The organism is Pseudomonas sp. Wu6 (assembly GCF_019891515.1).
Lineage (GTDB): Bacteria > Pseudomonadota > Gammaproteobacteria > Pseudomonadales > Pseudomonadaceae > Aquipseudomonas > Aquipseudomonas orientalis_A.
The window spans coordinates 43,317-69,050 of record NZ_JAFLXH010000033.1 but is presented as its reverse complement, the minus strand read 5'-3'; the positions used below and the strand labels follow the sequence as shown (position 1 = coordinate 69,050).

The window sequence follows — 25,734 nt, the reverse complement described above, 5'->3', positions numbered from 1 at the left end:
GTGTGCTACCAGTTGTAAGCGACTTTACCGTAATAAAACGCGCCGCTGTAACCGTACGGCGAAAAAGTGCTGTAGGCCAGGTTGCCGCCGCTGCTGGCGTAGGCATTGACCTTCTCGGGGTATTTGTCGGTGACGTTGTCGCCGCCGAGGGTGAAGGTCCAGTTCTTCAACTTGTAGTCCGCCGACAGGTCCAGCACCCAGGCTGCCTTGAAGGTCTGGTCGTTGACCTTGTCCGCCTGGTAGCTGGTGAACTCACCATAGCGCACCAGGTTGCTGTGCAGCGCCCAATTGCCGAAGGTGAAGTCGTTGCCCAGGCTCAGCTTGTGCTGGGGCGTGGTATCGCCGAGCAAGCCGATGCGCTCGCGACGGTCCACCCGCACCAGGTTGGCGCCCAGGCTGTCGAGGACGGCCGGGTTGGCCTTCACATCGGTGACCTTGGTGTGGTTGTAGTTGTAGCCCACGGTGCTGTTCCAGCGGATACCGTTATCGAACAGATAGCGATAGTTGGCCACCAGGTCGACACCGTCGGTGCTGGTGTCGGTGGCGTTGGTGAAATAACGCGCTGTGGTGTAGTTGATATTGCCGACACCGTTGGCTTGCAGGTAGGCCACCGTCGCCGGATTGAGATTCAGGTTGGACGACAGGCTGATGCGGTCGCGTATGTCGATGCGATACACATCCAGTGTCACCGTCAGGTCGTCGGCAGGCTCCAGCACCAGGCCAAGGCTGTAGTTACGCGACTTTTCAGCCTTGAGGTCTTCGGCACCGAGCAGGCGCGCCACCTGGCTGTTGGCCGGGAACGTGCCGGCCTCCTGGATCGTATTACCGATCAATTGCGATGAGGTATAGGCGAAGTTCTGCTGGGCCAGGGACGGCGCGCGAAAGCCATTGGAAATGCTGCCGCGCAACGCCACTTGCGGGGTGAAGTCGTAACGCGCCGACAGCGAACCGCTGAGGTTGGAGCCAAAATCGCTGTAGTCCTCATGGCGCACGGCGGCCGAGGCGCTGAGTTTTTCGGTGAAGTGGGTTTCCAAATCCAGGTATTGCGCCCAATTATGCCGCGTACTGGTGCCGGCATCGGCATCGCGGAACCCGCCAAGGCCAGAGCTGCCGGTCTGGTAGTAGGACGCGGGCTCACCTGCCTGGATTTCATAGCCCTGATGCAAGTATTCACCGCCGAACGCCACGGACACCGGGTACGGCAGCCAGCTCAGGTCAAACTCGCGGGACAGGTTCAGGCTGACTTGCTTCTGCTCGTTGCTCAGGGTGCCGTTGTTGAATTTGCGCGGCGTCGCCAGGCCCAGGGAGGTGTTGATGGTTTCGGTGCCGAGCTCGTACTGATTCTTGCCGTAGTTGGCCGACAGGTCGTAGTGCCAGTCGTAGGCGAGCAGCCCGCGCAGGCCCACCACCAGCGAGGTGTCTTCCAGGTTGCCCTTGATCAGCGGCAGGTAGCCGTTGGGGTTGAGTGCAGCAATATTGTTGGAAGCGTTGCTGGCGCGGTAGAACGCTGCCGTCTCGCCGCGGCGCTTGCTGTAGCCACCGAAACTGTAGAACTCGGCGGCATCGTTGAAGGAATATTCCGAGTTGAACTGGAATTTGCCCTCATTGGTGGCCGGCTCGCCTTGACGGAATACACGCTGGCCGTAGGTGGTGGAACCGACGCTGCCTGGGCGGTAATCATTGCCGGCACGGTTGGTGTAATCGTTGTCGGCACCTTCGGCCGACAGATTGATAAAGCCGTTTTCGCCCAATGCCAGGCCCGTATTGCCGCTGACATTACGCTGGATGCCGTCACCTTTTTTGTACCCGCCGAACCGAGTGGAGATCGAACCGCCCTGGTCGTCGTGCTTGAGGATCACGTTGATCACGCCGGCGATCGCGTCGGAGCCGTAACGTGCCGACGCGCCATCGCGCAGCACTTCGATGTGGTCCACCGCCGACAGTGGGATTGCATTCAGGTCCGCCGGTGCCGAACCGCGACCGACCGCACCGCCGAGGTTGACGAAAGCACTGGTATGACGGCGCTTGCCGTTGACCAGTACCAACACCTGGTCCGGTGACAAACCGCGCAACTGCGCCGGGCGTACCAGCTCGGCGCCATCCACCAGGCTCGGCCGTGGAAAGTTGATCGATGGGATCAGGCGCGCCAGCACCGCGCCCAGCTCGTCGGAACCGGTACTGCGCAGGGTTTCGCCGGAGATCACATCGATTGGCGACAGCGAAGCACTGGCGGTGCGCTCCTGGGCGCGGGTGCCGGTCACGATGACCGTATCCAGTTGGGGCGCATCGACGGCGGACGTTTCATCCGCCAGAACGGGATTGAATCCCACGGTGGTCAGCAAATTGGCCGACAAAATCGCCGTGTATAACGCGTGTTTTCTGTAGCTCCCCATACCGCTCCCTATGAATCAATTAATAGAACTTCAACGCTCTGAGTTCGTACGATCGATCCGGCTGGCGGGCGGTAGCGGTCAGTGATTGGTGGCTGTGGATGAAGTCGGTAGTCCGTTGACATATAGCCTAAAGATATTCATCGAATAAAATAAATACCTTAAAAGAATAAGCGAATGCATAAGCACCCTCCCCGCTCATCAGCCACCGCGATGGCAATCCGAGCGCTTTCAGCCCAGGTTCAGCCTGAGCAGCGGGCAATCCGCCAAAATGCCGCACACATCACGACCCACTTAGCCGCTCACCCAATCGACTATCGAGGCCGCCCATGCACAAAATCCGCTTGCCTGGCCTGTTGTTCCTGGCCCAGGCCACCACTGCACTGGCAGCTGAAACCCCACCGGCAAACGACGACAAAGGCTTCTGGTACGCGCAGACCAGCGTCTACACCCGGCATTTCGCGCCCGACCCCGAGCACAACAACCAGCAAAACCTGCTGGGACTGGAGCGCAACGAAGCGTCGGGCCTGGTCTATGGCGCGGCGACCTTTCGCAACTCGTTCAGGCAACGCGCCTACTACGCATACGCCGGCAAGCGCTATGACATGGCCGAGTACCCGGTGTACCTGAAGGTCACGGGTGGGGCGATCCAGGGTTATCGCGGCAAGTACCGTGACAAGATCCCCCTGAACCGTTATGGCGTGGCGCCCGTCATCATTGCGTCCGTGGGCACGCATTACGGGCCGATGGCGGCAGAACTGGTGTTGCTGGGGTTCAATGCAGCGATGGTGACGACTGGACTAAGATTCTGAACGGGCGCAAATCAATGTGGGAGGGTGCACGCCCTGTCTGTAGGAGCGAGCTTGCTCGCGAAAACCGTCAACGATAACGCGTGTTTCCTGAATGAACGCGGTGCCTGTGAGTTTTTCGCGAGCAAGCTCGCTCCTACAGAGGGCGGCATTAGGGCAAGCCCCCTCCCATACGTTGATTACGTCAGGGACGTGGAGCGTAGGCAAATACGTCGGCGCGCATCTGGTGCGCATCCATCCCGGCGTCGACCAACGCATCCAGCGTGCCGTAGATCATCGCCGGTGATCCGCTGGCGTACACGTGCACGGCCTTGAGGTCGGTAATGTCTTCGCACACGGCTTCATGCAGCAAGCCGCAGCGCCCTTCCCAACCGCACAGGTCACTGACGACTTTGTGCAGGAACAGGTTGGGCAGTTGCCGCCATTGATCCCAGTGCTCGATCTCGTAGAAATCTTCCGGGCGACGCACGCCCCAATACAGGTGCACCGGGTGCTTGAAGCCGGAAGCCCGGCAATGCTCGATCAGGCTGTGCATCTGGGCCATGCCCGTGCCGGCGGCGATCAGCACCAGCGGCCCGTCCGGCAACTGGGCCAGGTGGGTGTCACCGAACGGCAGTTCAACCCGCGCCATCCGGTTGCGCTGTAGCTGCTCCAACAGGTTGCGTGCGCTGTCCTCACGGGCCAGCACATGCAGTTCCAGCTCGCGGCCGCAGTGAGGTGCCGATGCCAGGGAAAACGCCGACTTCTCGCCGTTCTCACGCTCGATCATCAGGTACTGCCCGGCGTGGTAACGCACCGCCTTGCCAGCCGGCGCCCGCAGGCGCACGCGCCACACATCGCCGCCGACTTCCACGCATTCGCTCAACTGGCACGACAATTTGCGCACCGGCAACTCCCCCGGCGCCAGCACGCCATCCCACAACACAATGCAATCTTCCAACGGCTCGGCGATGCAGGTGTAGAACTCACCATGATCGCGCACTTCACCGCCCTGCTGCACACGGCCCTCCACCAACAGCGCCGCACACACGTGGCATACGCCGTTGCGACACGCCTGCGGGCATTCGTAGCCCAGGCGGCGCGCGCCGTCGAGGATGCGTTCGCCGGGGTTCAGTTCCAGTACCGCGCCGGAAGGTTGCAGGGTTACACGCATCAATCTATTCCCAATTCTTTCCAGATTGCATCGACGCGAGCAGTCACGGCGTCATCCTTGACGATGACCCGGCCCCACTCGCGGGTGGTTTCACCCGGCCATTTGTGAGTGGCATCCAGGCCCATTTTCGATCCGAGCCCCGACACCGGCGAAGCGAAGTCGAGGTAATCGATCGGCGTGTTGTCGATCATCACCGTGTCGCGCTTGGGGTCCATGCGCGTGGTAATGGCCCAGATCACGTCGTTCCAGTCGCGGGCATTGATGTCGTCGTCGGTGACGATAACGAACTTGGTGTACATGAACTGTCGTAAAAACGACCACACACCCAGCATTACCCGCTTGGCATGGCCTGGGTACGACTTCTTCATGGTGACGATGGCCATGCGGTACGAGCAACCTTCCGGCGGCAGGTAGAAGTCGGTGATTTCCGGAAACTGCTTTTGCAGGATCGGCACGAACACCTCGTTCAACGCCACGCCAAGGATGGCCGGCTCATCCGGTGGCCGGCCGGTGTAGGTGCTGTGGTAGATCGGCTTGATCCGATGGGTGATGCGCTCAACGGTGAACACCGGAAAGCTGTCGACTTCGTTGTAATAACCGGTGTGGTCGCCGTAAGGCCCTTCATCGGCCATTTCACCGGGATGAATCACACCTTCCAGGATGATTTCGGCGGTGGCCGGCACTTGCAGATCGTTACCGCGACACTTCACCAGCTCGGTGCGGTTACCGCGCAGCAGGCCGGCGAAGGCGTATTCGGACAAGCTGTCCGGCACCGGCGTCACTGCGCCCAGAATAGTGGCCGGGTCGGCGCCCAGCGCCACGGAGACCGGAAATGGCTGGCCCGGGTGTTTTTCGCACCATTCGCGAAAATCCAGGGCACCGCCACGGTGGCTCAGCCACCGCATGATCACCTTGTTGCGGCCGATCACTTGCTGGCGGTAGATGCCGAGGTTCTGGCGGTCCTTGTTCGGACCTTTGGTGACGGTCAGGCCCCAGGTGATCAGCGGGCCGACGTCGCCGGGCCAGCAGGTCTGCACGGGGAGCATGGCCAGGTCGACGTCATCGCCTTCGATGACCACTTCCTGGCACACCGCGTCCTTGACCACCTTGGGCGCCATGGCAATGATCTTGCGGAAGATCGGCAGCTTCGACCAGGCGTCCTTCAAACCTTTGGGCGGCTCGGGCTCCTTGAGGAAGGCCAGCAGCTTGCCGATCTCGCGCAGTTCGCTGACCGCCTCGGCGCCCATGCCGAAGGCGACGCGCTCGGGTGTGCCGAACAGGTTGCCGAGCACCGGAATGTCGTAGCCGGTCGGGTTCTCGAACAACAGCGCCGGGCCCTTGTTACGCAAGGTACGGTCGCAAATCTCAGTCATTTCCAGTACCGGTGAAATCGGCATCTGGATACGTTTCAACTCTCCGCGCTGCTCAAGTTGCTGCACGAAATCCCGAAGATCCTTGAATTTCATTAACCATGCCACCCGTAAAATAGGCGTACATCCTACCTGCTCTCGAGGCGGCTGGCAGCTTAATTGGCCGTCAGTCCCCGTGACTGCAGCGAACTGAACAGCGGTTCCATAAAGGCCTCGATATGCCGCGCGCCCACTTCAGACAGGTGGTTATCGTCGGTGTACAGCGCACGCCCGTTGAGCTCGACCCGGCACAAGCCATCGGTGCCGCACAGCGAGGGCGCCGGGTCCAGCACCGCGACGCCGCTGTCGGCGGCCGCCAGTTCGTCGAACAACTGACTGATAAACGCCTGGCGCTTGAGATGCTTGGCTACGTCGAGACCTTCGCCGTCAAACGGTCGGTGCATCATTGCCAGGCGACTGAGACGGTAAGGCACGATGATTTCCTGCAGCGGCACCTCCTTGACCAGCCAGACCTTGTGCCCCGCAGCGCGCAGCGCCTGAATGCGCTCGCGCATCCCCTGGGCAAAGCGTTGCTCAGCCACAGCCTGCACGTACTCGCCGGTGCTGGGGTCTTTGAGCGCATGCTCTTTGTCACCCGACATTTGCCCGTAGACATACAGGCTCCAGCGCGCCGCCAACACCACATCGCTGATTTTCTTTTCGGCCATCGCCTTCTCGACGCGATGGTTGAAATGCGCACACCGGGCAATGTTCTCAAGGCCATCCAAGGGGATGCAGCCGGCAAAGCTGGCTTCAATCACGCTGATATCATGGCGATCAGCGCCCTCTTTGAGCGCCGGAATCAGCGCGGTGGCGTGACTGTCGCCCCATACCAGCGCCGAAACCGACTGACTTTTGGGACCGAAATGGCAGAACAACCGCTCATCGGGCGTGTCCTTGTCAGCCATGCACGCCATCAGCTCAGGGCTCCACTTCTTTGCCTTCGCGAAAATCAACGCCTGCTCAGACAAGCGCGACGGCACACCGTCGAATTCACGGATCGCCAAGCCAGTAAAGCCCAGCCCCAGGATGCCGACCACGGCTGAAGCAAGAATCGCCTTACGCGAGGCCAGCAAGCGTTTTTCCCGGAACGGCGTTTCCACGAAGCGCCAGGACAGGTAGCCCAGCACCAACGAAAGCAGCATCAAGCCGGCCAGTTCCAGGACGCTCAAGCCATCCACCGCGGCATAGCTGGCGTACACGAACACCGGCCAATGCCACAGGTACCAGGAATAGGAAATCAGCCCGATACCAACCATCAGCCGCGCACTCAACAGGCGCCCGACCCAGGTGTATTGCTGCCCGTTGGCCCAGATCAACCCGACCACGCCCAGCACCGGCAATAGCGCGGCCGGGCCGGGGAACGGGGTTTTCGCGTCGTAACCGAATACTGCGATCAGGATCAGTGCCATGGAGGCCAGGCTGACCCCCTGGGCCAGGGCAGGCGAAGCGCGCCATTGATATTTGGGCATCACCGCCAGCATCGCACCGGCCAGTAATTCCCAGGCACGCAGGTGCAGCAGGAAGAAGGCTTTTTGCGGCTCGTGCTCAACCGCCCAGACGCTCATGCCAAACGAGCCCAGCAGCACCGCGAACAGCGCCAGGCGCCAGTGCTTCAGGCGAGCTGAAAGCAGCGTGAGCAACAGCGGGAAGAAAATGTAGAACTGCTCTTCTACCGCCAGCGACCAGGTGTGCAGCAGGGGCTTTATGTCAGAAGCTGCATCGAAGTAGCCATGCTGGCGCGAGAACAACAGGTTGGAGGTAAAGGTCACCTGATAGTGCGCAGACCGCCCCAACTCTTCGTAGTCCTTGGGCGCCAACAGAAACCAGCCCACCGCGAGTGTGGCCGCAATCATTACGAACAGCGCCGGCAGGATGCGCCGTGCGCGCCGAGCCCAGAAGTCGATGAAACTGAAGCGCCCGGCCTGACGCTCACGCCAAATAATGGACGTGATCAAAAAGCCGGAAATGACGAAGAAGACATCGACGCCAACGAAACCGCCGGTGAGGCCAGGAACGCCGAAGTGAAACAGCACGACTGCGAGGACAGCGATGGCACGTAGGCCGTCAATGTCCCTGCGGTAAGCAAGAGTGGTCATAAGAATTGTGGTCAGTCTGTGACGAAAGGAGTGAGCGTAGTCGCGGATACAATTTTTGTTACTTAACGGACACTTATGCCATAAAAAACGATGAATCTCGACGCAAAAAAAATGGCGCCCCGGGCGGGACGCCATTTTTCGGACCTGAAACGCCGTATTACTTGCGTTTCATCGACAGGAAGAACTCGTCGTTGGTCTTGGTGGTTTTCAGCTTGTCGATCAGGAACTCGATAGCGGCCACTTCGTCCATCGGGTGCAGCAGCTTGCGCAGGATCCACATGCGCTGCAGTTCGTCGTCGGCGGTCAGCAACTCTTCGCGGCGCGTGCCGGAGCGGTTGATGTTGATGGCCGGGAACACACGCTTTTCAGCGATACGACGGTCCAGGGGCAGTTCCATGTTGCCGGTACCCTTGAACTCTTCGTAGATCACTTCGTCCATCTTCGAGCCGGTTTCAACCAGCGCGGTGGCGATAATGGTCAGCGAACCGCCTTCTTCGATGTTCCGCGCGGCGCCGAAGAAACGCTTCGGCTTCTCCAGGGCGTGGGCATCGACACCACCGGTCAGCACCTTGCCGGAGCTCGGGATCACGGTGTTGTAGGCACGGGCCAGACGGGTGATGGAGTCGAGCAGGATCACCACGTCTTTCTTGTGCTCGACCAGGCGCTTGGCCTTCTCGATCACCATTTCGGCAACCTGTACGTGACGGGTTGGCGGCTCATCGAACGTCGAGGCAACCACTTCGCCACGCACAGTGCGCTGCATTTCGGTCACTTCTTCCGGACGCTCATCGATCAACAGTACGATCAGGTGAACTTCAGGATTGTTACGCGCGATGTTCGCTGCAATGTTCTGCAGCATGATCGTTTTACCGGCTTTCGGCGGCGCGACGATCAGGCCACGCTGGCCCTTGCCGATCGGCGCGCACAGGTCGATCACACGACCGGTCAAGTCTTCGGTGGAACCGTTGCCGGCTTCCATCTTCATGCGCACAGTCGGGAACAGCGGGGTCAGGTTCTCGAAGAGAATCTTGTTTTTCGCGTTCTCGGGACGATCGAAGTTGATCGTGTCGACCTTGAGCAGGGCGAAATAACGCTCGCCTTCCTTCGGCGGTCGGATCTTGCCAACGATGGTGTCGCCGGTGCGCAAGTTGAAGCGACGGATCTGGCTCGGCGAGACATAGATATCGTCTGGGCCGGCGAGATAGGAAGCGTCTGCAGAGCGGAGGAAGCCGAAGCCGTCCTGGAGAATCTCCAGCACGCCATCACCGGAGATTTCCTCGCCGCTTTTCGCGTGCTTCTTGAGCAGGGAGAAAATCACGTCCTGCTTGCGCGAACGGGCCATATTTTCTATGCCCATTTCTTCGGCCAGTTGGAGCAGGTCGGTAATCGGCTTTTGCTTGAGTTCAGTCAGATTCATATAGGAATGACGTAATCATTTATGGAGGGGGGAAATTAAGCTTTTGGCTTAATGAGGCCGCGCCGCAGAGAAGGCGACAGGATCGCGTACTAATCGAAAAGGAATGCGTCGGCGACGGCTTGCAGGGGGCAGTGGAGAAACCAGTGCGGGGCCGAATGTACCACCTGAATTTCGGAGCGTCTAGCCCTGTTTTACGAAAAAGCCCCGAGATTTTCGGGGCTTTTTTGGCGACGCTTAGATGTTGGCGTCGAGGAAAGCTTGCAGCTGGGACTTCGACAGCGCGCCCACTTTAGTGGCTTCGACGTTGCCGTTCTTGAACAGCATCAACGTTGGGATACCACGCACGCCGTGCTTGGCCGGGGTTTCCTGGTTGTCGTCGATGTTCAGCTTGGCAATGGTCAGCTTGCCTTCGTAAGTGGTTGCAATGTCGTCCAGGACCGGAGCGATCATTTTGCAAGGGCCGCACCATTCAGCCCAGTAGTCAACCAGCACCGGGCCGGCAGCCTTGAGTACTTCGGCCTCAAAGGTCGCGTCGGTGACGTGCTTGATAAGATCGTTGCTCATGGATGTCTCCGGATTGTAAGCAAAAAAAACGTTGCCCATCATAGCCGCCCTTCCCCCGTTCAGGAAGCCGCCTCTGATTGAGTGTTGCTATGGCCGCGCATGACTTTGAATATCGCCCGCTCACGGCGAGACAGGTGTGACGAAGGCAATGCCCGTGCGCATCGCCGCATTACGTACATGTTCCTGCATGGTTTTCTGCGCTGCCGCACTGGTGCGCCGGGCGAGGGCGCGCAGGATCTTGCGATGTTCCTGCCAGGTTTCCATGGCGCGTTCCGGCCGGATGAACGGTAGTTTCTGGCTTTCCAGGAAGACCTCGGCGCTGGCGCTCAGGATACTCACCATCGCCTGGTTGCCGCTGGCCAGCAGGATGCGCCGATGAAACTCGAAGTCCAGCCGGGCGGCGCTTTCAAAGTCACCGGCCTTAAGCACCTTGCGCATTGCTTCGACATTGTCCTGGAGGCTGTCGAGTTCATCGGTGGTCAAGGTGACCGCCGCCAAACCGGCTGCGAACCCTTCAAGGGCGTAACGCAACTGGAAGATATCCAGCGGCGTGGCCTGCGCTGCAAACGGCCAGGCGAGTTCGGACGGCGGCTGCGGTACCTGCACGAACACGCCCTTGCCCGGCTGCACACTGACCACACCCAGGGCGCTCAAGGACGATAACGCTTCGCGCAACGACGCCCGACTGACGCCCAGGCGCAGCGCCAGATCACGTTGAGAAGGTAATGCATCGCCCGGCCCGAAGCCCTGCTCCTTGATCAGTTTGCGGATGGCCTGCAGGGCCGCCTCCGGTACGGCTTGAGCGATGGAATTCATGGAAAACTCAAAGTTACAGTCGATTGATTGACTAGTTGTAAAGCTATTCATGTCTGCCGGCAAGCCACGCCCCAAAGGGGCTCGCGCGCTTTTCACGGCGCTCGAAAAGGGTGCGAAAATCTCAACGACTGTTCAGACCAGTAAGACCATCTCATCTCAACGACTGCGTGCCTTACAGCCTCTTCCAAGAGGGCTGGCATGGGCTGTGCACTGAGCAAATTCAGAAAATTCCTTCGCCCTTCTCGGAGAGTTGCCATGACCAAGCGCTACAGCGCCCTGCTCACTGCCCTGTTTGCCAGCCTGATGCTGAGCCAGGCACCCGCCCAGGCCAACGGTCTGGACGATATCGTCGCCCGTGGCACCCTCAAGGTTGCTGTGCCGCAGGACTTCCCGCCATTCGGTTCGGTAGGCCCCGACATGAAACCCCGCGGCCTGGACATCGACACCGCCAAGCTGTTGGCCGACCAACTCAAGGTCAAGCTGGAGTTGACCCCGGTCAACAGCACCAACCGCATCCCGTTCCTCACCACCGGCAAGGTGGACCTGGTGATCTCCAGCCTGGGCAAGAACCCCGAGCGCGAAAAAGTCATCGACTTCTCCAGGGCCTACGCACCTTTCTACCTCGCCGTATTCGGCCCGCCTGACGCCGCCGTCAGCAGCACCGACGACCTCAAGGGCAAGACTATCAGCGTGACCCGTGGCGCCATCGAGGACATCGAGCTGACGGCTGTCGCGCCCAAGGAGGCGACCATCAAGCGCTTTGAAGACAACAACTCGACCATCGCCGCCTATCTGGCCGGCCAGGTCGACCTGATCGCCAGCGGCAACGTGGTGATGGTGGCGATCAGTGAGCGCAATCCCAAGCGCGTACCGGCGCTGAAAGTGAAGCTCAAGGACTCGCCGGTGTACGTCGGCGTGAACAAGAACGAGCCGGCGTTGCTGGAGAAGGTCAACCAGATCCTGGTCGCGGCCAAGGCCGACGGCAGCCTTGAAAAGAACGCGCTGCAATGGCTCAAAGAGCCCTTGCCTGCCGACCTCTAAGCCGGAGTTGATCCATGGCGTATCAATTTGACTTTGTGCCGGTGCTGGCCAACACCGACCTGCTGTTGCGCGGCGCGCTGTTCACCCTTGAGCTGACGGCCATCGGCGCCATCCTCGGCGTGGCCCTGGGCACGCTCGGCGCCGTCGTGCGGGCGTGGAAGATCCAGCCGTTCGCCTGGTTTTTCGGGGTGTATGTCGAGTTGATCCGCAACACGCCGTTCCTGGTGCAGCTGTTCTTCATTTTTTTCGGCCTGCCCTCCCTGGGGTTGAAGATCACGGAGTGGCAAGCCGCAGTGCTGGCGATGGTGATCAACCTGGGCGCCTATTCCACCGAGATCATCCGTGCCGGCATCCAGGCCGTCCCGAAGGGGCAGCTGGAAGCCGCCGCCGCACTGGCGATGACGCGTTTCGAAGCGTTCCGTCATGTGGTGCTGCTGCCGGCACTGGGCAAGGTGTGGCCGGCCCTGAGCAGCCAGATCATCATCGTGATGCTCGGCTCGGCGGTGTGTTCGCAGATTGCCACCGAAGAGCTGAGCTTTGCCGCCAACTTCATTCAATCGCGCAATTTCCGCGCCTTTGAAACCTATGCCCTGACCACCCTGGTGTACCTGTGCATGGCGTTGATGATTCGCCAGTTGCTGAACTGGATCGGCCGCCGCTATGTGATGAGGAACAGTCGATGAGTGATTTTTCCTTCTGGGACATCGTGCGCAACCTGCTCACCGGCCTGCAATGGACGCTGTTGCTGTCGCTGGTGGCGTTCATCGGCGGGGGCCTGATCGGGTTGCTGGTGATGACCCTGCGCATCAGCAAAAAGGCATTCGCGCGCAATGTTGCGCGCACCTATATCGAGCTGTTCCAGGGCACGCCGCTGCTGATGCAGCTGTTTCTGGTGTTCTTCGGCGTTGCCCTGCTCGGTGTGGATATCTCGCCGTGGCTGGCGGCAGCCATTGCCCTGACCCTGTTTACCAGCGCCTACCTCGCCGAGATCTGGCGCGGCTGCGTTGACTCCATTGCCCATGGACAGTGGGAGGCGTCGGCCAGCCTGGCGCTCAACCCTCTTGAACAACTGCGCTACGTGATCCTGCCCCAGGCCCTGCGTATTGCCGTGGCGCCGACCGTAGGGTTTTCGGTGCAGGTGGTCAAAGGCACCGCCGTGACCTCAATCATCGGCTTTACCGAGCTGACCAAGACCGGCGGCATGCTCGCCAACGCCACCTTCGAACCTTTCATGGTCTACGGCCTCGTGGCCCTCGGTTACTTCCTGCTCTGCTACCCCTTGTCCCTCAGTGCGCGCTATCTGGAAAGGAGACTGCATGCCTCTGCTTAGAATTTCTGCCCTGCATAAATATTACGGCGATCACCACGTGCTCAAGGGCATTGACCTGACCGTTGAAGAAGGCCAGGTGGTGGCGATCATCGGCCGCAGTGGCTCGGGTAAATCCACCCTGCTGCGTACCCTCAATGGCCTGGAGTCGATCAACGACGGCGTGATCGAAGTCGATGGCGAATACCTCGACGCCGCCCGCGCCGACCTGCGCAGCCTGCGACAGAAGGTCGGCATGGTGTTTCAACAATTCAACCTGTTTCCACATTTGACCGTGGGCGAAAACGTCATGCTCGCGCCACAGGTGGTGCAGAAAGTGCCCAAGGCCAAGGCAGCGCAGCTGGCCAAGCAGATGCTGGAACGCGTGGGTCTGGGGGAGAAGTTCGATGCCTTCCCCGACCGCCTGTCTGGCGGCCAGCAGCAACGTGTAGCAATTGCCCGCGCGCTGGCCATGTCGCCCAAGGTGCTGTTGTGCGACGAAATCACCTCGGCCCTGGACCCGGAACTGGTCAATGAAGTGCTCAGTGTGGTGCGCCAACTGGCCAAAGACGGCATGACGCTGATCATGGTGACCCACGAAATGCGCTTCGCCCGCGAAGTCGGTGACAAGCTGGTGTTCATGCACCAGGGCAAGGTGCATGAAGTGGGCGACCCCAAGGTCGTGTTTGCCAACCCGCAAACGCCCGAGCTCGCCAACTTCATCGGCTCCGTGGAACAGCCGGGCTGACCAGTTCAAAACTACCCTGCCCTTCCAACAGCGTCTGGCTGCGTACTTGCAAGGCGTCGGCGGGCAGGTCGGTGTCGATGTCGACCTGAGCCGTCAAGCGCTGGCCTGTCACCAGTCCCCCTGCGGCACGGGCCACCAGGACCTGTCCGGGCAATAACTGCCCGCCCGCGCCGCCATCAGGCTGGCTCATCATCGCCCATTCGACGGGACGCCCATCCACCTGTGCATGCTTGAGGCTCAACCGCAGTCGGCCCTGCTGGCCGAAGCGGAACGTTTGCCCATTGGCGGCACCGATAAACCGCAACGCCATTGCCGATGGCTCGACACACAACACGTTGAGCTGCAGCGATCGCGTACCGAGCGTGACCGTAGCGCTTTCGGCCAGCGCCTCCCTGCGAATGACACCGTAGTCGATACGCGGTTGGCTCAACGACAACCGGCAGTTTTCGGCCCGTGCCTCCTGAGTCAGCAACACCGTACAGAACAGCGCAGCGCCGATGCTTGCGAGCTTACCGACCATGGCACACCGCCGCAGTGGTTTCGAAGAACTTGTCATTGTCAGGCTGGCCTCCAGGTGAAATGTTCAGCAGGCAACTGGCAGAGTCCGGCAGTAAAACCTTCAGGTCCTGCAAGTCGTTCACGTCATTGAGAAAGATCGTGCCCTCGCCCACCACGCTGGTTAGAAAACGATCGCCCTTGCCGAACACCGCAGCCCCCTGAGGCAATGGTCGACCCTGATCATCCGTGGCGTTGACCAGCATACGGCGCACTTTCACCACATCGAATGCCACTGTGTTGACGGAACCGCGACCTGCGGCGAGTACCCGGGTGCCGTTCTTCAAATCAACGCGCTTTGGCAAGGACTGGGTTTGCACTTCGATGTGGCTGTTGGAGTAGGCAGGCAAGCCTGGAAGCACGGCCTGGCCGGTGAAATCGGTCCATACAGGGCCTTGCGGGGTGTCGATTTTGGCAGCACCAATGTCGCCTACCGACGCAATACCGAAGGTGTCCTGCACCGTGTAAGGCGAGAAGGTGATCCCACCTCCGTGAGCGACCACACCTCCTTGCAATTGCCCGTTATAACTGGTGCCCAATGAGTCGCGACTGGCACCCAGACCGACTCGGGTATAACGCGGCGTGAGATCTACCTGGCCGCGCACCGATTGCTCCCTCGCACTGAGGTCGCGCTCGACGCCCACCTCGTAATTCACATACTCGTTGACCCGCTCATTGAGCGCCGTACCGGCACGGGATTGCCCCCCACGGCGGCTGACATAGCTGCTCACGCGACGATCAACGCCCAAGGGCACGCTGACCTGCAACCGCAAGGACAAGTCATCCTCGCGCACGGTGTCGCGCCGGCTACGATCCCGCGCAGCGTCACGGCGGGACTGGGTGCTGCCGACCTGGGAGTCGGCAATCAACGCAACATCGGCGTAACGGAACGACTTGTTCCATGACGCGAATACATGTTCGCTCGATTGTCCGTCAAATTGAGCGTTGTGGTTATAGTTCAGGGAGAACGCCCCCAGGGTGGGGTCGACCCATGTCACGCCCGCCGTGTATTGATTCTTGAAGCGCGATTCCAGCACATCGCCCTCGAGGGGCTGGCCGACCTCGACCACCTCGCGATAGCCCCGGGTCTGGCTGGTGGCGCTGAGATTGAGATCGATGCCATCGGAGACCGGGCTGCTCACGGATACGCTACTGCGTGAACCGGACACCGCATTACGGCTGTCGCGGGACAGCTTATGGCGCGCGCCCAACGAGACCCGCTGGAAAAACACACTGCTCAACGTGCCACCTGCCGACCAGTACTCGTCGCTGCTCAACAAGCCGAAACCGGCGGATGAGTCACGCCCCAACGCCCAGGTCCCGCTGCCCATTGCGACAATGGGCGAAGGGCCCTCACCCTGCGTTTCTTCACGTACCTTGCCCAGGGAAAAATAATAACCAGGCGCCGCCGGCACGGCGCCGGCGAACGAAGCCGCCGGCACCACGAAGCTGCGTCGGGCTCCGCGCACGTCGATCACACTGACCTCAAGGTCGCTCGTGCCATTGAGCAACGGCAAACCGGTCAGTCGGAAAGGCCCCTCGGGCACCAGCGTACTGTGGATCAACACACCGGACTGCCGCACCTCGATGCGCGACTGGCTCTGGGCCAAACCCTCCACCACGGCATTATTGCTGCCTGCCGGCACGCGCGACTGCCCGTCGGGGGAAAACTGCACACCCGACAGTTGGATGCCGCCAAACAATGGGTTGTTGCTGGAAAGCTGGCCAGCCTGGAACGTCGACTGCAATGCGGCGATGTCCCGCTGCGCATAGGCATACAGGTGCTCATTGTGCGCCACGCCATTATCGGAGACATAGAGTTGACGACTGCGAACAATCCAATCACCCAAGTTGAAACCCGCTTCGGTGTAGGCCGATACGAACCGGTTGTTCCCGCCGCGCGAATGGCTGTCGAAACCTTGCACGTCATAGTTGAACAGCGCCGCCGCCCCGCCCCGGGCAAAATCGCCGGCTTCCCACTGCGGTCCGCGCAATGATGAAGTGGGCACCACCAGCGACACCTCGTCGTTGCCCGGGCGCAGCCGCACCATGGTGGTAGGGAAGGCTCCCAGGAAGTCATGGCACGCCTGGTCGGCGGTGGCGCCCTTGCGCACGACCCCATCAGGCTTTACCAACCCGGCTTTTTCCAGCAACGCCGGGGTAAAGCACAACTGCCCATTGGCATCGAACTGCGCGTCCACCAACCCGAGCGGGTTGCCATTGACTTGCAATCCCACCACCTGGGTGCCCTCGCGAAAGCGCGCCGCCGTGCGAAAGTAGTCCGAGACTTTCGGGTCAATACCGTGCGTGGTCAATGCCGCCAGGTCAAAGCCCTCGCCCAACTCCAACGCCGGGACAACGCCAGGCAAACTCCAGAGTGTCGCGACCCCCACGAGCAGGGTGGGTCGGCGGGCCCGTAAAGATGTTCCAGTTCGGTGATTCGACAGGTTGGTCATGGGTTGATCAACCCCCATCGGCAGTGATCGGGGCCCGGTAGTTTTCTACCGAAAAGCCGTAGATCGTGGCCGGCTGAATCTCAATGCCTGTGAGTCCCTGCAGGGGGCCTTCAACCTTCACCGCCAGCGCTTCGCCCGGCAGGATGTAGGTGCGTGGCAACGTAGCCAGGGTTCCCTGTGGCAATAACCGGACCTGTGGTGCCATGCGCACCACATAAGCGCTGTCGTTGTGAACCGACAAGCGTTGCCCTGTGCTCCGCCACTTCAACAGTTCCCAGGGCGTGTGATGAACGGGCAGACCCTGGGGATGCAGGATCAGCGGCAAGTTCTGCCGCAGGGTGATACCAATGGTCGCACCGCCCGCAGCACGCGCCTGGGGGATGCCTTCAAAAGTTACGCGCTTTAACCGCTGAGTCTTCAACGGTGCCTTCAAAGTGCTGATAAAACGGACCAGTTGCGTCTCTCCCGCTTCCACCCGCGCAATAGGCGGCGTTACGATCAAAAGCGGTTCCATATCTTCAGGCACATTTTCTATTACCGAATGCAGTAATGCTGGCGCCGCGTCGGTATTCTTGATGTTTATAGTCGCTTCACCCTGCTCTTCGTTCAGCACAATGACCGTGGTTTCGGGCAACATGCCATCTGCCACCGCAACACCGACAACACCGACAACACAGAGCATCAACATTGCAAATAATAAGCGCATATTTTTTAATACTGGACGACTGGACACACTGTGCTCCCCACAACCTTAAAGTTGACTGCTGATCGCCGGCCGCGCATAAAAAACAGTCGATCAGAAACATCAAGCCTCTTGATCGACTGTCGTTATGTCGCTTAGATGTAACTCAGTTCAAGTGTTGCGCGCCCATCCAGAGTAACGTCGCGGCTCAGGTCCAGGTCCTGGCCTTTATTGATAACCGCTCGCACCGTGATCGTCCCGGTCAACTGGGAGATCGCGGCAGGCGTGGGCGATGAACCACTGCGCCAGGAATATTGACTAGGCGACTGTGCAACCTTGCCATCGCTGTTTTGCCAGGCGCCACTGCTGACACGCATGATCGGAGACAGCGTTGCGCTCGGCGAGCGCAGGTCCTTGAGGGTCACGGCAAAACCACCGGTCTTGCGACCGGCCACGGTGCCCAACCCAAAGTTCTGCGCCTCGGTGTAACCTCCCCCGAGTGCCGCGAGTATGCCCGTTACCTTGCTGCCGGCTTGCAGGTCGACAAACTTGAGCCCGAACTGCGCCGGCGTATTGCCACAGCTGACGGTGATAGGCGTGGTTTTTTCGCCAAGCGCGTTGAACGCCGTCTGGGACAGTTGACCGGAGGGAATATCGCCGTAGTTGATAATGCCGCCGCCGCTCATGCTGAGGTTGCAGGCAGCGGGCTTGATGACGCCCCTGACGATCAGTTCGGCGCTGGTGGCAGCATGGGCACCGATGTTTGCCGCCATGCAGGCGAGACCCAGGGTCAATCCAACAATTTTCTTCATATTCGACCTGTCACTTAAAGTTATCAGGTGCTTTCTGTTGTCGTCTTGGCGGCTCCATCGCCAAACACCTTATCTTCCCGGACATGCACAACGACACATAGATAACACCAAGGCACAATTGCCGGATAACAGTGTGTCGCTTTGGCGCCGCATTAAAGAATCGGATAAAACTACGACCACTGTAAGAACAGTAAAAATTTCAGGCTACCTAATAACAACTTCAAGGTAGGCCAAGACAAATTAATAGCTGGAATAACCAAACGCACTTTGTAGGAATAATCAAAATCCGGCATTACTACAACCAGAGTTAAAAACCCCTACAAAACTAAGTCACTACTCAGCAGCTATCATGGGATATCACCCTACATATCTCACAAGATATCCCCGCAGACAGCTTCAGAAAAATTACCGAAGCACAACGCGTTGGCTCCAGCGGTCGATCGTGGCACGATGGTTGGGTTATCGACCGAGATCCCCAAACCATGCCGCAATCCCAAGCCAAGAATCTGTCCCTGATCGCAGCCATCGACCTGGGCTCCAACAGCTTTCACATGGTCGTGGCCAAGGCCCAGAACGGTGAAATCCGCATCCTTGAGCGGCTCGGCGAGAAAGTGCAACTGGCTGCCGGGATCAACGACGAACGTCAGCTCAATGAAGAATCCATGCAGCGTGGGCTCGACTGCCTCAAGCGCTTTGCGCAACTGATCAACGGCATGCCCCCTGGCGCTGTACGAATAGTGGGCACCAACGCCTTGCGCGAAGCCCGCAACCGCAATGAATTCATCCATCGCGCCGAGGAAATCCTCGGGCACCCGGTAGAGGTTATTTCCGGCCGCGAAGAAGCGCGCCTGATTTACCTCGGGGTTTCCCATACGCTGGCCGACACCCCGGGCAAACGCCTGGTCGCGGACATTGGCGGCGGCAGCACCGAATTCATCATCGGCCAGCGTTTCGAACCCCTGCTGCGCGAAAGCCTGCAGATGGGCTGCGTCAGCTACACGCAGCGTTATTTCAAGGACGGCAAGATCACCCCGGCGCGCTATGCCCAGGCCTACACGGCGGCGCGTCTGGAGATCATGAGTATCGAACACGCCCTGCACCGCCTGAGCTGGGATGAAGCCATCGGCTCCTCCGGCACCATCCGTGCCATCGGCCTGGCGCTCAAGGCCGGCGGCCATGGCACTGGCGAGGTGAATGCCGAAGGCCTGGCGTGGCTCAAGCGCAAGCTGTTCAAGCTGGGGGATGCCGAGAAGATCGACTTCGACGGCATCAAGCCTGACCGCCGCACCATCTTCCCGGCGGGTCTGGCGATTCTTGAAGCCATCTTCGACGCCCTCGAACTGCAACGCATGGACCACTGTGACGGCGCCCTGCGCGAAGGTGTGCTCTATGACCTGCTCGGTCGCCATCATCATGAAGACGTGCGTGAGCGCACCCTCAGTTCGCTGATGGAGCGCTACCACGTCGACCTGGAGCAAGCGGCGCGCGTCGAGCGCAAAGCCCTGCATGCCTTCGACCAGGTGGCCGACGACTGGGACCTGCAAAACGGTGTATGGCGCGAACTGCTGGGCTGGGCCGCCAAGGTGCACGAAGTGGGCCTGGACATCGCCCACTACCACTATCACAAGCACGGCGCCTACCTGATCGAGCACTCGGACCTGGCCGGATTCTCACGGGAAGATCAGCAGATGCTCGCGCTGCTGGTGCGCGGTCACCGCCGCAATATTCCCAAGGACAAGTTTGCCGAGTTCGGCATGGACGGCATCAAGCTGATTCGGCTGTGCGCGCTGTTGCGCTTTGCAATCCTGTTCCACCACATCCGCGGCACCCAGGAAATGCCCCAGGTGAAACTGCGCGCCGACGGCGACAGCCTGGAAGTGATGTTCCCCAAAGGCTGGCTGGACGAAAACCAGCTGACCCAGGCGGACTTCGCCCAGGAAGCGGAGTGGCTGACGCGGGTTGGGTTCAGCCTGAACTTGCGCTAACCAAATGTGGGAGGGGGCTTGCCCCCGATGGCAGTGGGTCAGTTTACAAATAAGTGACTGACCCACCGCTATCGGGGGCAAGCCCCCTCCCACATTTTTCACACCGCGCTGGGCTCTAGTTCACCGTCAGGATCGGGCTGCCCAGCTTCTCCAGCAGCGTCGCCTGTGCACTGCGCGCGTTCTGGTTGCCGGTCGGCGTGTTGCGTACATACCGCCCGTCCGACTGCAAACTCCAGCTATGGGTGTTGTCGGTCAGGTAGCTTTCCAGCTCCTTCTTGACGCGCATGATCAGCTTTTTGCCTTCCACCGGGAAACAGGTCTCCACACGCTTGTCGAGGTTGCGCTCCATCCAGTCGGCGCTGGAGAGGAACATCTGCTCTTCGCCGCCGTTCAGGAAGTAGAACACCCGCGTGTGCTCCAGGAAGCGGCCGATGATCGAGCGCACATGGATGTTATGCGAGACGCCGACAATGCCCGGGCGCAGGCAGCACATGCCACGTACCACCAGGTCGATACGCACGCCCGACTGGCTGGCCTTGTACAGCGCGCGGATGATCTTCGGATCGGTCAGCGAGTTGAATTTGGCGATGATGTGCGCCGGCTTGCCGTCGAGGGCAAACTGGGTCTCGCGGGCAATCATGTCGAGCATGCCCTTCTTCAGGGTAAACGGCGCGTGCAGCAGCTTCTTCATGCGCAAGGTTTTGCCCATGCCGATGAGCTGGCTGAACAGCTTGCCGACGTCTTCGCACAAGGCGTCGTCGGAGGTCAGCAGGCTGTAGTCGGTGTAGAGCTTGGCGTTGCCGGCGTGGTAGTTGCCGGTGCCCAAGTGAGCGTAACGCACGATCTCACCGGCTTCGCGGCGCAGGATCAGCATCATCTTGGCGTGGGTCTTGAAGCCGACCACGCCGTAGATCACCACCGCACCGGCCGCTTGCAGACGGCTGGCCAGTTGCAGATTGGACTCCTCATCAAAGCGCGCCCGCAACTCGATCACTGCGGTGACTTCCTTGCCGTTACGCGCAGCATCCACCAGCGCATCGACGATTTCCGAGTTGGCGCCTGAGCGGTACAGCGTCTGGCGCACGGCCAGCACGTGGGGGTCCTTGGCGGCCTGGCGCAACAGGTCGACCACCGGCGTGAACGACTCGAAGGGGTGCAGCAGCAGGATGTCCTGCTTGCTCACCACGCTGAAGATGTTCTCGCTGTTCTGCAGCAGTTTCGGGATTTGCGGCGTAAACGGCTTGTATTGCAGCTCCGGATGGCTGTCCAGGCCGGTGATGCTGAACAGGCGCGTCAGGTTGACCGGACCATTGACCTGATACAACTCGGATTCGGCCAGGTTGAACTGCTTGAGCAGGTAGTCCGACAGGTGTTTGGGGCAGGTGTCGGCCACTTCCAGGCGCACCGCATCGCCGTATCGCCGCGAAAACAGCTCGCCGCGCAGGGCACGCGCCAGGTCTTCAACGTCTTCGGAGTCCAGCGCCAGGTCGGCGTTACGGGTCAGGCGGAATTGGTAGCAGCCCTTGACCTTCATGCCCTGGAACAGGTCATCGGCGTGCGCATGGATCATCGACGACAGGAATACATAGTTATCCCCAGCGCCCCCCACTTCTTCGGGTACCTTGATGATGCGTGGCAACAGACGCGGCGCCGGGATGATCGCCAGGCCCGAGTCGCGGCCGAAGGCGTCGATGCCTTCCAGCTCGACGATGAAGTTGAGGCTCTTGTTCACCAGCAACGGGAATGGGTGCGTCGGGTCGAGGCCGATCGGGGTGATGATCGGTGAGATCTCGTCACGGAAGTAACGGCGCACCCAGGTCTTGATCTTGGTGGTCCAGTGACGGCGACGGATGAAGCGAACCTGATGTTTTTCCAGTTCCGGCAGCAGGATGTCGTTGAGGATCGCGTATTGGCGGTCCACATGGCCGTGCACCAGTTCACTGATGCGCGCCAGGGCCTGGTGCGGTTGCAGACCGTCGGCCCCGGCTTGCTCACGGGCGAAGGTAATCTGCTTCTTGAGGCCGGCGACCCGGATTTCGAAGAATTCGTCCAGGTTGCTCGAGAAAATCAGCAGGAATTTGAGCCGTTCCAGCAACGGATAGGACTCATCCAGCGCCTGTTCCAGCACGCGGATGTTGAATTGCAGTTGTGACAGCTCGCGGTGGATGTACAGGCTGCTGTCATCCAGGTTGGTGACCACGGCAACCGGCGCCGGCGCCGGCGCTTCGGCAACCACCGCAGGCGGGGCCGGCTCCAGCTCCGGCGGGGTCTCGGCGACTTGTTCAACCACCGGATGAGCGTCTTTTACGGCAACTTCTGTAAGTCCTTCGGTATTCATGAGTGTTCCTGTGAGGGCTATTGTTGCTCTCTAAGCAATTGGGCAGCGCGGGCGGCGAAGTAGGTCAGAATGCCATCAGCGCCGGCACGTTTAAAGGCTGTCAGGGATTCGAGGATCACCCCTTCACTCAACCAACCATTCTGGATTGCGGCCATGTGCATGGCGTATTCACCGCTGACCTGATAGACAAAGGTCGGCACTTTGAATTCCTCTTTGACCCGGCAAAGGATGTCCAGGTAAGGCATCCCTGGCTTGACCATGACCATATCGGCGCCTTCGGCCAGGTCGGCCGCCACTTCGTGCAGGGCTTCCTGGCTGTTGGCCGGGTCCATCTGGTACGAAGCCTTGTCGGCCTTGCCCAGGTTCAGGGCCGAGCCCACCGCCTCGCGGAAGGGGCCGTAATAGGCGCTGGCATACTTGGCCGAGTAGGCCATGATCCGCACATTGACATGACCGGCCAACTCAAGCGCTTCGCGAATCGCCTGGATGCGACCGTCCATCATGTCCGACGGCGCCACCACCTGGGCACCGGCCGCTGCGTGGGACAAGGCCTGCTTGACCAGCGCATCGACGGTGATGTCGTTCTCGACGTAGCCTGACGGATCGAGGATGCCATCCTGCCCATGGGTGGTGAATGGATCGAGGGCCACGTCGGTGATCACCCCAAGCTGCGGGAAACGCTCGCGCAGGGCGCGGGTGGCGCGCTGGGCGATGCCCTGCGGGTTCCAGGCTTCGGCCGCGTCAAGTGACTTGAGTTCCGCAGGCGTTACCGGGAACAGCGCCAGCGCCGGAATGCCCAGCGCCACCCAATGCGCGGCTTCTTCAAGCAGCAGATCGATGCTCAAGCGCTCCACCCCTGGCATCGAAGCCACCGCTTCCCGGCGATTTTCACCGTCCAGCACGAATACCGGCAGGATCAGATCATTCGTGGTCAGTACATTTTCACGTACCAGACGGCGCGAAAAATCATCACGACGGTTACGACGCAGACGCGTGGCGGGGAACAGCCGATTGGCGGGGGTAAAGCTCACGACAGACTCCTGAGCCCGCGTTTACGGGCGAGCGGTGCAGTTATAAGCGGCCATTATGACGAACGAATGACAGTTGTGCTTATCGATGCGACCTGTAGTCACATTCTGCACTGACATAGGAATTGTTCACTTCGTGACACATCTCGATACTTTCATGAATCTTCGTGAAGGCGTAGGCTGCGCGTTCATTTCGCCAGCACCCTAGACCATGCTTCAACAATTTCTGCATGACTTCGGCTACTTTGCCCTCTTCCTCGGCACGTTCTTCGAAGGAGAGACCATCCTCGTACTCGCAGGCTTCCTGGCGTTTCGTGGATACATGGATATCAACCTGGTGGTGGTCGTTGCCTTCTTCGGCAGCTACGCCGGCGACCAGCTTTGGTACTACATGGGGCGCAAGCACGGCCGCAAGTTGCTGGCGCGCAAACCGCGCTGGCAATTGATGGGCGACAAGGCGCTGGAGCATATCCGCAAGCATCCGGATATCTGGGTACTGAGCTTTCGCTTCGTCTACGGTTTGCGCACGGTCATGCCCGTGGCGATTGGCCTGTCCGGCTACCCGCCCCTGCGCTATCTGATCCTTAACGGTATTGGTGCAGCGATATGGGCGGCAGCGCTGGGGGCTGCGGCCTACCACTTCGGCGCAGTGCTCGAAGGCATGCTCGGCAGCGTCAAGAAATACGAGCTGTGGGTGCTGGGCGCCTTGCTGGTGCTGGGTTTTGGCCTGTGGCTGCGACGCCGCTTCAAGAATGCCCGCATCGCCCGCGAGGCATGCGCCGAGGCCAAGGCTCGGCGCGCTGCCGAACCCGCGCCGGTCGAAACGCCTAAGACGCCAGACGCGTAAGCCGGCCCCTGCAGCAGTAGAGGCCGATCACGCTGAGCACGCTGTAGCTCGCCAGGCCCAGCCAGCCCAGGTTGCCGGCGGGCCATAGGCCGACCCACGGGGCCAGCCCTGCCAAGGGCACATTCAGCCCCAGGCGCACCCACTCGGCCTTCAGCGACCACGGGCGATTCTCCAACGCGACCCCCAACGTGAACAGCCCCAACGCCATCGCTCCCCAGCCCAGGACCAGCGCCTCCGTGGGCAGACCTTCGCCGATATTCATCAGATAGCTGCCAAACCCCACGTAAACTGCGAATTGCAACGCGACATAAACCTGTTGGCGTCTGTCCAGCGGCACCTCGAATTTGCGGAACCGGGCCAGGTCCGGCTTGGCCAGCGGATACTTGGCTTTGACGTCTGCGGGGCGCCAGCCGGTGCGCATAAACCAGATGCGCAACTTGTCCCAGTGGCTTTCAGTACGGCGGGCATCGTTCCACAGCTGCATAAAACTGCAGGTTTGCCCACAGCGGGTTCCAGCTGGCCAGGGGCGTGGTTACACCGAAGATCACCGGCTCGTTGCCATCTTCCTCCTGGAACGTGCCGAACAGCCGATCCCAAAAAATGAACACCCCGCCATAGTTGCGATCCATGTAGAGAGCGTTCTGTGCGTGGTGGGCCCGATGATTGGACGGGGTGACGAAGAACCATTCGAACCGGCCGAGCTTGGGAACGTGACGTGTATGGACCCAGAATTGATACAGCAGGTTGAGCGAAGCCACGCTGATGAACACCACCAACGGCACACCGAGCACGGCCAGGGGCAGGTAGAAGATCCAGCTCAGCAAGAAGCCGGTGCTGGTCTGACGCAGCGCGGTGGTGAGGTTGTAGTCCTCACTCTGGTGGTGCACGGAGTGCGCAGCCCAGAGGATATTGCGCTCATGGCCCATGCGATGCAGCCAGTAATAGCAGAAGTCGTAGAACACGAATGCGAACACCCAGGTCCAGGCACTCCGGGCCGACAGCTCGATCAGCGCCAGGTGCTTGAGGGCGAACGCGTAAGTCAAAAGGCCCACACCTTTGGTCAGCAATCCGGTTGTGGTGGACAGCACCCCGGTGCTGAGGCTGTTGATGGCATCCGCCACTCGATAGTTGCGCGCACCGCGCCAGCGGTCGGCCAGCAGCTCAACCACGATCAACGCAATGAAAAACGGTACCGCGTAAGGCACGAAGTCCATGGGATAGTCCGGTCTTTTTTTGTTACAGCAAGATTAGGTGCAGTGGCGTGAGTTCCCATTGGCAA

The 25,734-nt window shown here is 60.3% G+C and carries 20 protein-coding genes and 1 pseudogene; 7 read left to right on the top strand and 14 right to left on the bottom strand.

From position 1 onward, the window contains the following. Positions 1-5: 5 nt before the first annotated feature. On the bottom strand, positions 6-2,393 hold the full coding sequence (locus J1G34_RS20830; protein WP_222994567.1) for a TonB-dependent receptor plug domain-containing protein: 2,388 nt from the start codon (positions 2,391-2,393) through the stop codon (positions 6-8). A 326-nt stretch (positions 2,394-2,719) separates the two neighbouring features. Here J1G34_RS20830 and J1G34_RS20825 point away from each other — a divergent pair, with 326 nt between their 5' ends. Further along, the gene (locus J1G34_RS20825; RefSeq protein ID WP_065887014.1) at positions 2,720-3,202 is read left to right on the top strand and encodes a sn-glycerol-3-phosphate transporter; all 483 of its coding nucleotides are present in this window, start codon (positions 2,720-2,722) and stop codon (positions 3,200-3,202) included. Positions 3,203-3,383: 181 nt separating this feature from the next. Here the strand turns inward: J1G34_RS20825 and J1G34_RS20820 are convergent, their stop codons facing one another. The 6 genes from J1G34_RS20820 to J1G34_RS20795 form a co-directional block, all read right to left on the bottom strand. Further along, complete coding sequence (locus tag J1G34_RS20820) at positions 3,384-4,352, bottom strand: CDP-6-deoxy-delta-3,4-glucoseen reductase (RefSeq protein WP_065893903.1); 969 nt, start codon at positions 4,350-4,352, stop codon at positions 3,384-3,386. Beyond that, positions 4,352-5,818, bottom strand: a complete 1,467-nt coding sequence (gene ubiD / locus J1G34_RS20815; protein ID WP_065887012.1) for a 4-hydroxy-3-polyprenylbenzoate decarboxylase — start codon at positions 5,816-5,818, stop codon at positions 4,352-4,354. The genes J1G34_RS20820 and ubiD overlap by 1 nt, the downstream gene beginning before the upstream one ends. Before the next feature lie 59 nt (positions 5,819-5,877). After that, positions 5,878-7,860, bottom strand: a complete 1,983-nt coding sequence (locus tag J1G34_RS20810) for an acyltransferase family protein (RefSeq protein ID WP_222994566.1) — start codon at positions 7,858-7,860, stop codon at positions 5,878-5,880. 157 nt (positions 7,861-8,017) lie between these two features. Then, entirely contained in the window at positions 8,018-9,277 is a 1,260-nt protein-coding gene (gene rho, locus J1G34_RS20805; protein ID WP_003176825.1) for a transcription termination factor Rho, read from the bottom strand. Positions 9,278-9,511: 234 nt separating this feature from the next. After that, positions 9,512-9,841 (bottom strand): thioredoxin TrxA, encoded by a 330-nt coding sequence (gene trxA, locus J1G34_RS20800; protein WP_015886460.1) that lies wholly within the window; start codon positions 9,839-9,841, stop codon positions 9,512-9,514. Positions 9,842-9,961: 120 nt separating this feature from the next. Then, positions 9,962-10,657 carry a FadR/GntR family transcriptional regulator gene (locus J1G34_RS20795; protein ID WP_065887010.1) on the bottom strand — a complete coding sequence of 232 codons (696 nt, stop codon included), beginning with the start codon at positions 10,655-10,657 and terminating at the stop codon, positions 9,962-9,964. A gap of 255 nt (positions 10,658-10,912) precedes the next feature. Between J1G34_RS20795 and J1G34_RS20790 the strand changes: the two genes are divergently transcribed. The 4 genes from J1G34_RS20790 to J1G34_RS20775 are packed head-to-tail and all read left to right on the top strand — an operon-like array spanning position 10,913 to position 13,752. Next, complete coding sequence (locus J1G34_RS20790; RefSeq protein ID WP_065887009.1) at positions 10,913-11,698, top strand: transporter substrate-binding domain-containing protein; 786 nt, start codon at positions 10,913-10,915, stop codon at positions 11,696-11,698. A 14-nt stretch (positions 11,699-11,712) separates the two neighbouring features. Beyond that, the gene (locus J1G34_RS20785) at positions 11,713-12,381 is read left to right on the top strand and encodes an amino acid ABC transporter permease (RefSeq protein ID WP_065898114.1); all 669 of its coding nucleotides are present in this window, start codon (positions 11,713-11,715) and stop codon (positions 12,379-12,381) included. Further along, positions 12,378-13,028 (top strand): amino acid ABC transporter permease, encoded by a 651-nt coding sequence (locus J1G34_RS20780; protein WP_065893906.1) that lies wholly within the window; start codon positions 12,378-12,380, stop codon positions 13,026-13,028. Before J1G34_RS20785 ends, J1G34_RS20780 begins: the two co-directional genes overlap by 4 nt. Next, positions 13,015-13,752, top strand: a complete 738-nt coding sequence (locus J1G34_RS20775) for an amino acid ABC transporter ATP-binding protein (protein WP_065887006.1) — start codon at positions 13,015-13,017, stop codon at positions 13,750-13,752. The genes J1G34_RS20780 and J1G34_RS20775 overlap by 14 nt, the downstream gene beginning before the upstream one ends. Here the strand turns inward: J1G34_RS20775 and J1G34_RS20770 are convergent. From J1G34_RS20770 to J1G34_RS20755, 4 genes are all read right to left on the bottom strand, one after another. Next, on the bottom strand, positions 13,724-14,272 hold the full coding sequence (locus tag J1G34_RS20770; RefSeq protein WP_065898113.1) for a DUF1120 domain-containing protein: 549 nt from the start codon (positions 14,270-14,272) through the stop codon (positions 13,724-13,726). The genes J1G34_RS20775 and J1G34_RS20770 overlap by 29 nt on opposite strands. Beyond that, complete coding sequence (locus tag J1G34_RS20765; protein WP_222994565.1) at positions 14,262-16,763, bottom strand: fimbria/pilus outer membrane usher protein; 2,502 nt, start codon at positions 16,761-16,763, stop codon at positions 14,262-14,264. Before J1G34_RS20765 ends, J1G34_RS20770 begins: the two co-directional genes overlap by 11 nt. A 7-nt stretch (positions 16,764-16,770) precedes the next feature. Next, positions 16,771-17,469 (bottom strand): fimbria/pilus chaperone family protein, encoded by a 699-nt coding sequence (locus J1G34_RS20760; RefSeq protein WP_083216672.1) that lies wholly within the window; start codon positions 17,467-17,469, stop codon positions 16,771-16,773. A gap of 131 nt (positions 17,470-17,600) precedes the next feature. Further along, on the bottom strand, positions 17,601-18,257 hold the full coding sequence (locus J1G34_RS20755; RefSeq protein ID WP_065893910.1) for a DUF1120 domain-containing protein: 657 nt from the start codon (positions 18,255-18,257) through the stop codon (positions 17,601-17,603). 482 nt (positions 18,258-18,739) lie between these two features. Between J1G34_RS20755 and ppx the strand changes: the two genes are divergently transcribed. Then, complete coding sequence (ppx, locus tag J1G34_RS20750; protein WP_065893911.1) at positions 18,740-20,242, top strand: exopolyphosphatase; 1,503 nt, start codon at positions 18,740-18,742, stop codon at positions 20,240-20,242. A 115-nt stretch (positions 20,243-20,357) separates the two neighbouring features. Here the strand turns inward: ppx and ppk1 are convergent, their stop codons facing one another. Both ppk1 and hemB read right to left on the bottom strand, forming a co-directional pair. After that, entirely contained in the window at positions 20,358-22,580 is a 2,223-nt protein-coding gene (ppk1, locus tag J1G34_RS20745) for a polyphosphate kinase 1 (protein ID WP_065893912.1), read from the bottom strand. A 17-nt stretch (positions 22,581-22,597) separates the two neighbouring features. Beyond that, on the bottom strand, positions 22,598-23,611 hold the full coding sequence (hemB, locus tag J1G34_RS20740) for a porphobilinogen synthase (RefSeq protein WP_065886999.1): 1,014 nt from the start codon (positions 23,609-23,611) through the stop codon (positions 22,598-22,600). A gap of 208 nt (positions 23,612-23,819) precedes the next feature. Here hemB and J1G34_RS20735 point away from each other — a divergent pair, with 208 nt between their 5' ends. Further along, positions 23,820-24,455 carry a DedA family protein gene (locus J1G34_RS20735; protein WP_065886998.1) on the top strand — a complete coding sequence of 212 codons (636 nt, stop codon included), beginning with the start codon at positions 23,820-23,822 and terminating at the stop codon, positions 24,453-24,455. Here J1G34_RS20735 and J1G34_RS20730 read toward each other — a convergent pair. Continuing rightward, positions 24,436-25,669 (bottom strand): annotated as a pseudogene (locus J1G34_RS20730) (sterol desaturase family protein). The gene J1G34_RS20735 and the pseudogene J1G34_RS20730 overlap by 20 nt on opposite strands. Positions 25,670-25,734 lie beyond the last annotated feature (65 nt).